Genomic DNA, 12,480 nt, shown 5'->3' on the forward strand with positions numbered 1-12,480 from the left:
AGGTGACCTACTGGAGCTCGGCGAGCTGTTGCTCGAAGGGAACCAGGTTCGAAAACTCGTCGCTGAGATCGGGGCCCGCGATGTGGCCAGCGAGCAGCGTCGCGAATTCACCTGCCGCGCGGGCGATTCGACGGGAAAGGTCACCCGAGCCCTCTCCGCCAGCACCCCAGTCTTCCGATGCTGCGAATACTGCTGTCGGTACGACAACGGCTCGCAGGTAGGCAAACAGCGGGCGGAGCTCATGCTCGAGCGCAAGTGAGTGCCGAGCCGTGCCGGCGGTTGCCGCGATCAACGTCGGCTTGCCAATCAGGGCCTTGTTATCCAGAACGTCGAAGAACGACTTGAACAGGCCGGAGTATGAGGCGGAGAAGATCGGGCTGACCGCGATCACACCGTCCGCCGCGGTGACTGCCTTGATGGCGTCCCGTAGCTTGCCGGCCGGAAAACCGGTCAGCATATTGTCGGTGATCTCGTGCGCCAGATCGCGAAGTTCGATCACGGTCACCTCTACGTTGCCCTCGCTTTCAGCCAGGCTCTTCGCAGTTGCCTGGGTCAGCCGGTCAGCGAGCAGCCGGGTGGATGACGGCTGGCTCAGCCCTGCGGTGATAACGGCAATTTTCCGGGTTGTCATTGGTATTCCTTTTGCTGATCGGGTGGACGTCGGTCTGTCGATCGGCTAGTCCGGGATTTCTGCCTGGGCATGCCGCAGCTTGGTGCAGAGCAGCTGCAGGCTCTTCATCTCGTCGTCACTGAGCGCGGGGCCGAGGTATTTGGCAATGCTGGCGACGTGCCGCCGGCCGATCTGCTTCTGCATCCGGGCTCCAGCTTCGCTCAGCCGGATCCGGGTGCCTCGCCTGTCATCGGCCGCGGGCTCTTTGACCACGAGTCCTTTCGCCTCAAGACGCTCGACCATCCTGCTGAGCGAAGGCTGACTGATCAGGATTTCCTCATTCAGGTCATTGAGTCTCAGGCCTTCCGGGCAGTGACTCAGGGTGAACAGCACGTCGTACTCGCGCATGCTGATCGGCTGCCAGATATCGTCGGCGGCAAATCGGCGCATCAATGTCACCTGGGCTCGAAACAGCGACTCCCAGCTCTCGGCGGCAAGTTTCACGTTGCTCACTTCGAACCTCCGGCCGGGAAGGCTGCCGGTGGAGCCGCGCCCTGCTCGACTCCCGCCTCCGCACTGCGGGCCGCCTCGGCATTCCGAGCCGCCTCCGCGCTGCGGGCCGCCTCGGCATCTCGGGCCGCCTTGAGTGATACGAAGGTCGGGGCCTCGGGAACGTGTGCGGGACGCAGCGCCGCGAACTCCTTGCGCAGCACGGGCACTACTTCCTCACCCAGGATGTCCAACTGTTCGAGGACGGTTTTCAACGGCAGGCCGGCGTGGTCCATCAGGAATAGTTGACGTTGGTAATCCCCGACGTGGTCACGGAAGCCGAGCGTGCGCTCGATGACTTCCTGCGGGCTTCCGACCGTCAGCGGCGTCTCCCTGGTGAAGTCTTCCATTGATGGTCCGTGGCCGTAGACCGGTGCGTTGTCGAAGAACGGCCGGAACTCCCGCTTTGCGTCCTGGCTGTTCTTGCGCATGAACACCTGACCGCCGAGGCCGACGATGGCCTGGTCGGCGGTACCGTGGCCGTAATGCTCGAACCTCTTGCGGTAGAGCTCCACCATCTGCCGGGTGTGCGAGATCGGCCAGAAGATGTTGTTGTGGAAGAAGCCGTCGCCGTAGTAGGCCGCCTGCTCCGCAACTTCCGGGCTGCGGATTGAGCCGTGCCAAACGAACGGCGGTATGCCATCCAGCGGACGCGGCGTCGAGGTGAACGACTGTAGCGGTGTGCGGAACTTTCCCTTCCAGTCGACAACTTCCTCGCGCCACAGCCGGTGCAGCAGCTGGTAGTTCTCGATTGCCAGCGGAATACCCTGCCGGATGTCCTTGCCGAACCATGGGTATACCGGCCCGGTGTTGCCGCGGCCCATCATCAGGTCGACACGGCCCTCGGCAAGGTGCTGCAGGACGGCGAAGTCTTCGGCGATCTTCACCGGGTCATTCGTCGTGATCAGCGTTGTCGAGGTCGAGAGGATCAGGTTCTTGGTCTTAGCAGCGATGTAACCGAGCGTTGTCGTCGGGGAAGAGGGAATGAATGGTGGATTATGGTGCTCGCCGGTGGCGAAGACGTCCAGCCCGACTTCTTCGGCCTTCAACGCAATCTCGAGGGTTGCCTTGATCCGCTCGTTCTCGGATGGCGTCTTGCCGGTGGTTGGATCGGTGGTGACGTCGCCGACCGTGAAGATCCCAAACTGCATCGTGATCTGCTCCTCGTGTTGTGTCTACACCTCCTTCAACTAGATGCGTTTGCATATTATTTCCGATCTTGACCGTTTGCAATGTGGTGACAGTCACACCTGACGCGCTTAGGCTGAGGTATGGCCACTCAAATCTTCGTCAACCTTCCGGTTAAGGACCTGAACAGGTCCGTCGATTTCTTCACCCAGCTCGGCTTTAGTTTTCATGAGCAGATGACCGATGAGAACGCCACCTGCATGGTCGTCACCGAGGACATCTATGTGATGTTGCTGGTCGAGGACTTCTTCAAGACGTTCACGAAAAAGGACGTTGCGGACGCATCCACCTCGACCGAGGCCATCGTCGCGCTCTCCGTCGAAAGCAGGGAGGAAGTCGACGAGATGGTGACCAAGGCACTTGCCGCCGGTGGTGCGCCATCGAATGATCCGATGGATGAGGGCTTCATGTACGCCTGGAGCTTTCAGGATCCCGATGGACACCTCTGGGAGGTCATGTATATGGACTCTTCCGGGATTGCCTGAGCGAAATTCGCCTTAGCGGGGCGAGATGAAGCGGGCAATTGAGCACGAACCGTCGTTCGCGTCCTCAGTGCACTGCAGTCGCCAGCAGCGAAATCCTGAAAGGACTAGAACTCGGCCTGAGTGATCCGCACCAGTGCCACTGAGCGTGCGAGAGCCGCCTCCTGCCGGTTCGGCGTGGGATCATCTGCGGTCTCGTGGATGGCGAACCGCACCGCCATCCCGGCCAGCATGACGATCATCCGCGCGGCATCCTGCCTGGAATACTCCGGGGCAGGCGGCGTGAAGTCGGGACGTTCGAGGCGCTCCTGCACGGCCGCCCGCACCAGATCCTCGGCCTGGATCAGCCGTCTGAATCGACGCGAAACCAGCTCCGGGAAACGTCGGAGTATCTCGATCCGGCGGCTCTGTTCCCGGTCGCCGCCGAAGCTGGACCGGATGACGGCCAGCATCAGCCGGGCGACCTGATCCAGCAGATCCTTTTCGCTGCCAGCGACAAACGCAGTCCGGGTGTCGTCATCCAGCGCCGGGTCCTGCAGCCCCAGGAGCGCATCGTCCTTGCTTTCGAAGTAGTTGAAGAAGGTGCGATGTGAGACGCCGGCGACCGACGCGATCTCGTCGATTGTCGTGCCGTCGAGGCCCTTCGCCAGGGCAAGCGTTGCGGCAGCTTCGTGGATGTTCCCCCACGTTTCCGCCCGCTTGCGTTCTCGAAGCGATGGATGCTCCTGTGACTCGGCGTACGGCGAGACCGTGGCGGTGTTTGCGCTGGTCAGGGCCGGGCTACCTTCGAACGCGTCTCTGCTGGCGTGGATTCATCCACTCCCGGATCGTCGATTGTCCGGGTCGCATCGGTGCTGCTGATATGCAGTTCTCCTTCGGCGATGGATTCCACCGTGATGTCGCGTTCGATGCTGGTAGCGAGCTTCACTTCCTTGACGAAGCACAGCAGCACGGCGGCGATGACGGCCAGAGGCACCATGAAGAGGAACAACGGCGTGAGCGCGTCGTTGTAGGACTCGATAATCGGCTGCCGAACGGCATCGGGCAAGCTGTTCACCAGGGCCGGCGTCAGAGAATTGGCTCCTCCTGCCGGTCCGTTTCCGGCTGTGGGAAGCCGTTCCGCCAGCAGGTCTGCGAGTCGGCTGGTGAAGAGGCTGCCGACAACGGCAGTTCCCAGTGAAGCGCCGATCTGGCGGAAATAGTTGTTCGACGCGGTGGCCGTGCCGACCTGGCTGTTCGGGAACGAGTTCTGCACGATCAGCACAAGAATCTGCATGCTCATACCGAGACCGACGCCCATCACCGCGATGAAGCAGCAGAAAACCCACAACGGCGTTTCGGTTGTCAGCGTCGACAGCAGGCCGAGCCCTACGGCAAGGATCACCGAACCGACAAGAGGCAGCCACTTGTATCGCCCGGTCTTGCTGACCAGCTGTCCGGAGATCACCGAGGTCACCAGAAGGCCACCCATCATCGGGATCATCATGAAACCGGCCTCGGTGGCGTCCGCTCCCGTGGTCATCTGCAGGTAGGTGGGCAGGTAGCCGATCGCACCGAACATAGCGATGCCGATCAGCAGGCCGGCCGCGGTGGTCAGGCTGAAGTTGCGCTCCTTGAACAGGTGCAGCGGAATGACCGGCGCCTCGGCGCGACGCTCGACCTGAACGAAAGCCACCGCGCCGACGACTGTCACCAGTGCCAGACCGAGGATCGTTGGCGAGGTCCACTCGTAATCCTTGCCGCCCCAGCTGGCGACCAGGATCAGGCAGGTTGTGGTGACCGCGAGGAGCGCCATTCCGGCGTAGTCCATTCGCCGAGTGACTTTGGCGTGCCTGGGCAGGTGCAGAAAGGCGACAGCGGCAGCAAATGCGAGGACACCGACCGGCAGGTTGATCCAGAATGCCCAGCGCCAGCCGATCGATTCGGTGAACCAGCCGCCAAGCAGGGGACCGGCAACCGAGGATACGGCGAAGACACCGCCCATGATGCCCATGTACTTGCCGCGCTCCCGGGCGGGAATGACGTCAGCGATGATGGCCTGGGAAAGGATCATCAGACCGCCGCCGCCCAGACCCTGAATGACACGCGCGACGATCAGCCAGGTCATATCGCCGGCCAGGCCGCCGAAGATCGAGCCGATCATGAACAGCGAAATGGCTATCAGCAGCAGGCCTTTGCGGCCGAGCAGGTCACCGAGCTTGCCGTAGACCGGCATCATGATGGTCGATGCCAGGATGAACGCCGTCATGATCCACAGCATGTGGTCGACGCCGTCGAGTTCGCCGACGATTGTCGGCAGCGCAGTGCTGAGCACCGTCTGATTGAGCGAGGCCAGCAGCATGGACAACATGAGTCCGATGAACAGCAGGACGATGCCGCGCTTGGAGCTGTCCGAGCGTTTTTCTTGCGGAGTGGTGCGGGTGGTCGTCATGAATTCTTCTTCAATTACCTCTCTGGATGGATACATAGCTTAGCTAAGTTGCATCTATGCATAGTTGCACGATTTATCGTAGAGTGCAAGATTTCTGTGTTCCGGGCGGCGAAACGGTCCGGTAGGTCGTTAACGTCGTCACATATGGCCGCCAGTCCCGACGAGGAAGGGGACTGTTCCGCTACTGTTTCGCTCATGCGTTCTCACGGCTCGGCGCTTAATCAGCGGTTTCGGCGGCTGGTACCGGGCACTCTCGGACCGGCGATAGGCCGGAACACGCGGTGGCACCCCCCGCAATTGATCGTGCTGGGATTCGCCGGTGCGATCCTGATCGGCACCCTGCTGCTGATGCTCCCGTTTTCCCGACGCGGGGACGGAGGCGCGGGATTCCTCGAGGCACTGTTCACGTCAACCTCTGCGGTGTGCGTCACCGGCCTGGCCGTGGTCGATACTCCGGTCTACTGGTCCTTTTTCGGGCAGTTCGTGATCCTGGCGCTGATGCAGGTCGGCGGCTTCGGCATCATGTCGTTCGCTTCGTTGCTTGGCGTGGTGCTTGCCCATCGCCTGGGACTTCAGTCGAAGATCGCGGCCGCTGCGGAGACCAAAAGCACCGGATTCGGCGATGTGCGTTCCGTGCTGCTCGGCGTGGTGAAAGTCAGCCTGTTCGTCGAGCTCATCGTCGCCGTCGTGCTGACTCTGCGGTTTGTGATCGGCTACGACTTCGACATCGGACGAGCGATCTGGAACGGCATATTCCACGCGGTGTCGTCGTTCAACAACGCGGGCTTCGCTTTGTTCAGCGACAATCTGATGCCATTCGTCGGTGACCCGTGGGTTTGCCTGCCGATCGCGGCGGCCATCATCATCGGTGGACTTGGATTCCCGGTACTCTTCGAACTCCGGCGCCGGTATCGGATGCCGCATCACTGGAGCATGAACACCAAGCTTGTACTGCTGGGAACTGTAATTCTGCTGCTTGGCGGAACCGGATTCATCGCCGCAATCGAATGGAACAACGCCTCGTCGATCGGAGCGCTGGGCAGCGCAGATAAGTTACTTGCCTCGTTCTTCCAGTCGGTGGTCACCAGGACCGCAGGGTTCAACAGCGTCGACATCGGAGCGCTGGATCCGGTGACCTGGCTGGGAATCGACATCCTGATGTTCATCGGTGGCGGATCGGCGGGGACAGCCGGCGGCCTGAAGATCACCACTTTCGGCGTGCTGTTCTTTATTCTTTACACCGAGGTGCAGGGCGGCACCGCGGTGAACGTGTTCGGCAAACGGCTGGCGCGATCGGTGCATCGGCAGGCCATCACAGTTGTCTTGTTGTCGGTCGCTTTCGTGGTTGGCGCTACGATGGCGCTGATGCTGATGACAGACTTCGGGCTTGACCGGCTTCTGTTCGAAGCAGTCTCGGCGTTCGCCACGGTTGGGTTGTCGACCGGAATCACCGCGCAGCTCCCGGCGGCCGGCCAGGTGTTGCTGATCGTGCTGATGTTCGTCGGGCGGCTTGGTCCGGTGACTCTGGCATCAGCGCTGGCACTCCGGCAACGCAAGTCACTTTATGAATTTCCTAGAGAGAGGCCGCTAATTGGCTAGGGCAGGCATGCCGTTCACCCGATCGGTCGAGCGAATTTCAGGTTCGGAAGCGGTCGCCGTGATCGGGCTGGGCCGGTTCGGCGGCGCTCTGGCCACCGAGCTGATCGCCTCAGGCACCGAAGTGCTGGGGATCGATATCGATGAAGACCTGGTGCAGTCCTACGACGGCATACTGACCTACGTCGTTCGAGCTGATTCCACCCGCGAGGAAGTGCTCCGGCAGCTCTCCGTGCACGAATTCGATCGGGTCGTGGTTGGCATCGGAACCGACCTCGAGGCCAGTATCCTGACCACCTCGGCGCTGCTGAAGTTCAAGACGCCGACCGTGTGGGCGAAGGCGATCAGCGGCCCGCACGGCGAGATTCTCGAACAGTTAGGCGTGCACCACGTGATCCGGCCCGAGTACGACATGGGGAAACGGGTCGCGCACCTGGTCCGGGGCTCGATGCTCGACTACGTCGAGTTCGAGGACGATTTCGCCATGGTGAAAACGCATCCGCCGGAAGAAGCCCAGAATCGGCCGTTGGTTGCCACCGGCATCCGGGCAAAACACGGGATCACCGTTGTGGCGGTCAAGCGCAAGGGCGGCATCTGGGATTACACCACGCCGCAAACAGTGCTCTACTCGGACGACGAGATAATCGTCGCTGGGCCGAAGAGTAAAGCGGAGAGATTCAGCTCACTGCTGTAGCGCGGCTCGCTGCTGTGGCCCGGTGGCCCAGCTCACTGCTGTAGCGCGGCCCCCCGTGGCCTAGAACCTGATCGCGTCGATGATTTTCACCCTGACCGCGACGAGCGCCGGCAACAGCCCGGCGAGTGCGCCGACGAACAGGGAGGTGCCAAGGCCGACTCCAGCCGCCCAAAGCGGGAACGGCGGCAGATCAACCACGCCTTCGCCGATGAAATTGCGGACCAATGAGCTGTTGACTACGGCTATGGATGCAATGACGCCGGCAACTCCGGCGGCCAGGGTAGCGACGACGCTTTCCATCATCACCGAGAAGAAAACCCGTCCGGACGTGGCGCCGAAGCTGCGTCGGATTCCGATTTCCCGAACCCGCTGCTTGATAGTGACCAGTGCGACGTTCAGCAGGCTCAAGGCGCCGAGCAGCAGGACGAGAACGCTGATTCCGGCGAGCACTGTCTTGATCACGCCGAGGCCGTCGTCCCCGCCCCAGGTGAGGTAGTCCTGTCGGCTGACGTCGACGGACCAGCCCGGCATCTGTTTCTGCAGTTCTCCCTGTACCGAGGTGCCGAGTTCCTCGGCGTTGTCGAGCGGAACCCACATTTCCCAGCTTGGTTCCACAGTGGATTCCACCGATGAGAACCACCGCTGATAGGAGTCGGACAATATGTAGCCTGTCGGTGCCTCCGTATAGGGATCGCCGTCGATGACGCCAACAATCGTCGCCTTCACATCGCGATCGCCGGCGAGGGTGACGCTGCGCGCCTGATCGAGTCGCTCGACTCCCATGGCGTCCAGGAATTTCTGGTCCACTACGATCGCTGGCCCGTACAGCTCGCCGTCGGCGCGGGTGAACCATCGTCCCTGGGTTGCGCTGACCCTGTGCATATCGGCGTAAGGCTGGTCGACGATCGTCATGTCGATTGATTGCTTGCCCGACGGCGTTCGCGCGCCGACAGTCGTTAACGCAGCAGGCGAGGAATAGCTGATGCCGTGCCGATCCATCACGTCGCCGATCTTCAGCCGCACTTCCTGGAAGTCGGCCGTTGTTTCGCCGCTGTCGTTGAACATTGTGATCGAGAAGAGGGCGGGACGCCCGGATGAGCGTTCCTGCGCCTCGATGGAGGCCTGCTCGGCGATGTTGCCGAGCGCTACCACCGTCGTCAGGGCGCAGACCGCGACGGCAACTCCGATGAGAGAGAGCAGCACGCGCAGCTTGTGGATCCTCAGCTCCTGCCACGCCTCGACGAGTGCCGCCATAAAGCCGGTCATTCGCCGTCCTCCCGCAGGGCGACAAGTCTTCCGCCGGTAAGCCGGAATCGGCGGCGTGCCATTTGGGCGATGTTGATGTCGTGCGTGATGGTGATAAGTGCCGCGCCGGTTTCGTGCGTGACGCCGTCCAGCAGATTCATAACGCTTGTGCCGGTTTCGACGTCGAGTGCCCCGGTCGGCTCGTCGGCGAGCACCACCTTCGGCCCGCGGACGAGCGCCCGTGCAATGGCGACGCGCTGCTGTTCGCCACCGGATAGCTTTTCCGGCATCGAATTGAGCCGCTCGCCAAGTCCTACCCGCTCCAGCATCCTGGCAGCGAGGCGATTCCGATTCCAGAATTCCTTCCCGGTCGCGTACATCAGCGGAGCCGCGACGTTCTCCAGGGCGGTTCGGCCGGGCAACAGATTGAACTGCTGAAAGACAAAACCGACGTCGCGACCGCGAATCCGTGCTGCGACGCGTTGCGACAGCCGGCGGACATCGTGCTCGGCCCACCGCAGTGTTCCGGTCGTTGGCCGATCGAGCAGTCCCAGCAGGTTGAGCAAGGTCGACTTTCCGGTGCCGGACCGGCCGATGATGCCAACGTGATCGCCTGGGTGCACCGAAAGCGAGACCCCCGTCAGGATGTGCAGGTCCTGGTCGTCAGGCAGCTTCACCGTCCGGGTCACCTCCGACAGTTCCAGCAGTGGCGTCACGCCTAGCAGTGGGGTCACGGCGCGTACATTTCCGCGCCGTCGTCGCTGGGTTCCTCGGGTTCGGTGCCGGGCGCGAACTCCAGGATTGGTTCGCCTTCGGTAAGTCCGTCTTTGACTTCAACGACGGAGCCGTCGCTGAGTCCGAGTTTGACCCTGCGCTCTTCGGGCTCACCGTTCTCATTGATGATCCACACGGTGCCACTGTCGACCACGCCTCGGATGGCGGTGACCGGAACGGTCAGCACGTCCTCGGCTGAGCCGGCATCGATAGACATCGTCAGAGTGAGTCCCGAGAACACTTTGACCTTCCGGGGCACCCGGCAGCTGATGCTGGCGCCGTTTTCCTCCGAACCGGTGGCGCTCTCGCCGTCCTCCGGACCCGACCCGGCTGCCGAGTCATCCACTGCGGGGTCATCCTCTGTGCCGTCAGAGCCGGAATCGGTCTGCGCGGAATTGCTCGACGCATCGTCCGCGGATGAGATGCGCACGCTGGTGCACTCGAAGGGCTCGGGGCCGCTCGCGACGGTGACGGTTGCGACATCCGGTTCGTCCAGCAGACGGTACTGCTGCTCGGGCGCGATGGTGGCGGTGGCCCGGAAGGTGTCCTTGACGATCTTCGTCACCACATCGCCCGTCGTCACGGCCTGGTTCCGGACCACCTGGAAGTCTCCGACAGTTCCGTCGGCCGGCGCGACGACTGTGTAGTACCGCTTGCTCACGGCTGGTTCGCCGGCTTCGGTTTCCGATTCCGGGGAGCCCTCGGACGAATCGGTGCCGGACTCCTGATTGCCCTCAGGCGCGGATTGCCCAGTGGGCTCGCCGTCGCTGACGATCTGGAAGATTCGGTCGCCTTCACGAACCTCTGTCCCCGGCGACACGAAGAAATGGTTGACGGAGCCCGTGTGCGAGGCCTTTGCCGGCGCGGAGGTGTCTTTCCGGATAGTGCCCTTGAGGTCGACGGTGTTGTGCACAGTGCCACGTTCGACGACGACCTCAGATGACACGACTTCGCCATCGGGTTGCAGGGGTGACTCCGTGGCGTCAGATTCAGCTCCGAAAGCCAGCTTGACCAGCGAGACCGCGATCACCGCTGCGATAGCCAGCCAGACAACAGGAAGAATGATTCGGCGAAAAACGTTCACGCGGGGGAGTCTCCATCGTCGGGTACGGGGAATGCCGTCGGGGTGGGGAGCTATCTGGTCGGCGGCACAGCGACAATCAGCCTATGCGCAGGAAGCTGATTGCGGCCGGCGTGCGACAGGGTCGTGACTGAATCGGTATCGACGCGGCTTGTCCGTCCGGGATAGGACGCCGAGAGCTGGAAGTGCCTCGGGTGTGCCGTTGGAGAGTCCGGCTTATCCCACCACCAGGTTCTGATGGCCGTCGATCAGCTCCCGCACAATGTCAAGGTGGCCGGCGTGGACGGAAGTCTCGGCGAGCACGCGAAACACGACCTCGCGCCCGTCGCGCATCGGTGGTGCGGCGAACTCGTTGGCGGGTGGCCACCATCGGGGAGCGGCATCGAGGTCGGCCTCCGCAAGGACCTCGTCACTTCGGGTGATCGCACGTTTATAGACGTTGATAGCTTCCTTGCCGGTCATCGGCTCCGACGCCCAACCATTGTGAAGGGCCCCGATTGCGCGAGCGTCGCCACCGAGTACAGCCGCGATCGACGAACATCTCGTCGTCAAACGCGAGGTGGTTGAGGAGCTGCGTTATCGTCCAACCGGACGGGGCCATTACTCGGTGCATCGCGGCCTCCGCGAGCCCGTCCACGGCTTGAAGCACGTGGCTGCGCTCGTTCGCCAACTGAGCAAGCAGTTGCGCGTCACTCACGCCTCAGGCTCATATCCAACGAGCCAATGAAGGCCATGACGATCAATGACCTGGCCATCCGATGCACCCCAGGGCTTTGGCGCGAGGGCATCGACAACCGACCCGCCAACAGCGAGTTGGTCGAACCACTCATGGAGAACCGCCGGTTCGGCGGTCCCCAGCAGCGATAACATGATGCCTTCGGGCCGGGCCGTTTTCTCTCCGGCTGCTGCATCCGCTCCCGCCAGAGCAACCACGCCTTTAAGCTCTCCATGAGCTATCGCGCCTGCCGGACCGTCTTTCCTACTGAAGTCCTCGTATGTGTGCAAGGAGAGCTCGCCGCCGAAAATGCCCGCGTAGAAGTTCAGCGCGTCCCGCGCGGTTCCGGGGAAACTGACATAAATCTGAGGTGCCGGCGTGCGGGTGGTCATGGTCGTGATGGTGGGCTCCAGCCGTCTCGAAGGTGCTCAGGTTTGTCCAGATGCGTCTTACCGTAATTACGTCGCTGCGTGATTACAAGGCTCAAGTCTGCTTCCGCCTAGACGGGATCGACAGGGTTTTTGCGCCTGGCGCGGCGGCTCCGGGCTGGCAGCATCGTTAGCTGACGTCCACGTCCCATTCGTGGTGGATCAGATCGTGCAGCAGATACCGGGCGAGTGAGTCGACTGTGAACAGGGAGCCGTTGCTGCGGGATCCGGTGCAATTCCAGTCTTCGGGCCGCATTGACCGGAGCCGCTCGCTGACCGCCGCCCCATGTACGGCGATCTGACCGGCAACCGTGCGCGGATTCTGCAGCGGGTACTCGCCGGTAAGCGCAGCCTGGTCGGGGTCCCAATCGTCGAAATGCGCATCGTCCTGGCTGAGCATGAGCGCAAATCGTTGATCGAACACCGCCAGGGCATCGCGGATATGGCAGCCATATTCGAGCGGTGACCAGATGGTGATCTCGGGACGGATTCGCACGTCGTCGGCGGCAAGCCGGGCGCGCCAGAAATTCACGGTGTCATCGATGCGGTCCGCGAAGTCGTCGCGATCGAAATCAGTTGAGTTGAAGCCGCATTCCGGGCACGGACGGTCCAGAACCCAGGTCCAGTCCTTGGTGTCCCGGGGTGGTGGCGGCAAGGCGTTCATGTCTTGAGAATAACCCCACGCAG

General features: G+C 62.3%; 15 protein-coding genes and 1 pseudogene. 3 read left to right on the plus strand and 13 right to left on the minus strand.

The genetic code is table 11. From position 1 onward, the window contains the following. Positions 1-7 precede the first annotated feature (7 nt). Genes LWF01_RS18815 through LWF01_RS18825 form a run of 3 tightly spaced genes read right to left on the minus strand, consistent with a single transcriptional unit; the run spans position 8 to position 2,310 of the window. Positions 8-631, minus strand: a complete 624-nt coding sequence (locus LWF01_RS18815; protein WP_349638903.1) for an FMN reductase — start codon at positions 629-631, stop codon at positions 8-10. Positions 632-676: 45 nt separating this feature from the next. Further along, entirely contained in the window at positions 677-1,123 is a 447-nt protein-coding gene (locus LWF01_RS18820) for a MarR family winged helix-turn-helix transcriptional regulator (protein ID WP_349638904.1), read from the minus strand. Beyond that, the gene (locus LWF01_RS18825; protein WP_349638905.1) at positions 1,120-2,310 is read right to left on the minus strand and encodes an LLM class flavin-dependent oxidoreductase; all 1,191 of its coding nucleotides are present in this window, start codon (positions 2,308-2,310) and stop codon (positions 1,120-1,122) included. The genes LWF01_RS18820 and LWF01_RS18825 overlap by 4 nt, the downstream gene beginning before the upstream one ends. Positions 2,311-2,430: 120 nt before the next feature. Here LWF01_RS18825 and LWF01_RS18830 point away from each other — a divergent pair, with 120 nt between their 5' ends. Then, complete coding sequence (locus LWF01_RS18830) at positions 2,431-2,832, plus strand: VOC family protein (RefSeq protein ID WP_349638906.1); 402 nt, start codon at positions 2,431-2,433, stop codon at positions 2,830-2,832. A gap of 104 nt (positions 2,833-2,936) precedes the next feature. Here LWF01_RS18830 and LWF01_RS18835 read toward each other — a convergent pair whose 3' ends face one another. The 3 genes and pseudogenes from LWF01_RS18835 to LWF01_RS18840 all read right to left on the minus strand — a co-directional run bounded on the left by LWF01_RS18835 (position 2,937) and on the right by LWF01_RS18840 (position 5,260). After that, positions 2,937-3,281 carry a hypothetical protein gene (locus LWF01_RS18835; RefSeq protein ID WP_349638907.1) on the minus strand — a complete coding sequence of 115 codons (345 nt, stop codon included), beginning with the start codon at positions 3,279-3,281 and terminating at the stop codon, positions 2,937-2,939. 156 nt (positions 3,282-3,437) lie between these two features. Then, positions 3,438-3,641 (minus strand): annotated as a pseudogene (locus LWF01_RS19300) (hypothetical protein); the annotation flags it as partial. Next, complete coding sequence (locus LWF01_RS18840) at positions 3,599-5,260, minus strand: MDR family MFS transporter (protein ID WP_349638908.1); 1,662 nt, start codon at positions 5,258-5,260, stop codon at positions 3,599-3,601. The pseudogene LWF01_RS19300 and the gene LWF01_RS18840, both read right to left, overlap by 43 nt. Before the next feature lie 195 nt (positions 5,261-5,455). On the opposite strand from LWF01_RS18840, the gene LWF01_RS18845 reads away from it, so the two are divergent. Both LWF01_RS18845 and LWF01_RS18850 read left to right on the plus strand, forming a co-directional pair. Further along, the gene (locus tag LWF01_RS18845; protein WP_349638909.1) at positions 5,456-6,859 is read left to right on the plus strand and encodes a TrkH family potassium uptake protein; all 1,404 of its coding nucleotides are present in this window, start codon (positions 5,456-5,458) and stop codon (positions 6,857-6,859) included. Positions 6,860-6,866: 7 nt separating this feature from the next. Beyond that, positions 6,867-7,550 (plus strand): potassium channel family protein, encoded by a 684-nt coding sequence (locus LWF01_RS18850; protein WP_349638910.1) that lies wholly within the window; start codon positions 6,867-6,869, stop codon positions 7,548-7,550. 60 nt (positions 7,551-7,610) lie between these two features. Here the strand turns inward: LWF01_RS18850 and LWF01_RS18855 are convergent, their stop codons facing one another. The 7 genes from LWF01_RS18855 to LWF01_RS18885 all read right to left on the minus strand — a co-directional run bounded on the left by LWF01_RS18855 (position 7,611) and on the right by LWF01_RS18885 (position 12,457). Beyond that, positions 7,611-8,816 (minus strand): ABC transporter permease, encoded by a 1,206-nt coding sequence (locus tag LWF01_RS18855; protein WP_349638911.1) that lies wholly within the window; start codon positions 8,814-8,816, stop codon positions 7,611-7,613. After that, entirely contained in the window at positions 8,813-9,520 is a 708-nt protein-coding gene (locus LWF01_RS18860; RefSeq protein WP_349640962.1) for an ABC transporter ATP-binding protein, read from the minus strand. Before LWF01_RS18860 ends, LWF01_RS18855 begins: the two co-directional genes overlap by 4 nt. Before the next feature lie 5 nt (positions 9,521-9,525). Beyond that, on the minus strand, positions 9,526-10,653 hold the full coding sequence (locus tag LWF01_RS18865) for an efflux RND transporter periplasmic adaptor subunit (RefSeq protein ID WP_349638912.1): 1,128 nt from the start codon (positions 10,651-10,653) through the stop codon (positions 9,526-9,528). A 213-nt stretch (positions 10,654-10,866) separates the two neighbouring features. After that, the gene (locus LWF01_RS18870) at positions 10,867-11,112 is read right to left on the minus strand and encodes a mycothiol transferase (RefSeq protein ID WP_349638913.1); all 246 of its coding nucleotides are present in this window, start codon (positions 11,110-11,112) and stop codon (positions 10,867-10,869) included. Further along, on the minus strand, positions 11,081-11,347 hold the full coding sequence (locus tag LWF01_RS18875) for a mycothiol transferase (RefSeq protein ID WP_349638914.1): 267 nt from the start codon (positions 11,345-11,347) through the stop codon (positions 11,081-11,083). The genes LWF01_RS18870 and LWF01_RS18875 overlap by 32 nt, the downstream gene beginning before the upstream one ends. Beyond that, the gene (locus tag LWF01_RS18880; RefSeq protein WP_349638915.1) at positions 11,344-11,757 is read right to left on the minus strand and encodes a VOC family protein; all 414 of its coding nucleotides are present in this window, start codon (positions 11,755-11,757) and stop codon (positions 11,344-11,346) included. Before LWF01_RS18880 ends, LWF01_RS18875 begins: the two co-directional genes overlap by 4 nt. 166 nt (positions 11,758-11,923) lie before the next feature. Continuing rightward, a complete protein-coding gene (locus tag LWF01_RS18885) occupies positions 11,924-12,457 on the minus strand; it encodes a DinB family protein (protein ID WP_349638916.1) in 534 nt (177 codons plus the stop codon). Positions 12,458-12,480 lie beyond the last annotated feature (23 nt).

The organism is Saxibacter everestensis, from assembly GCF_025787225.1.
GTDB classification, from domain to species: Bacteria; Actinomycetota; Actinomycetes; order Actinomycetales; family Brevibacteriaceae; genus Saxibacter; species Saxibacter everestensis.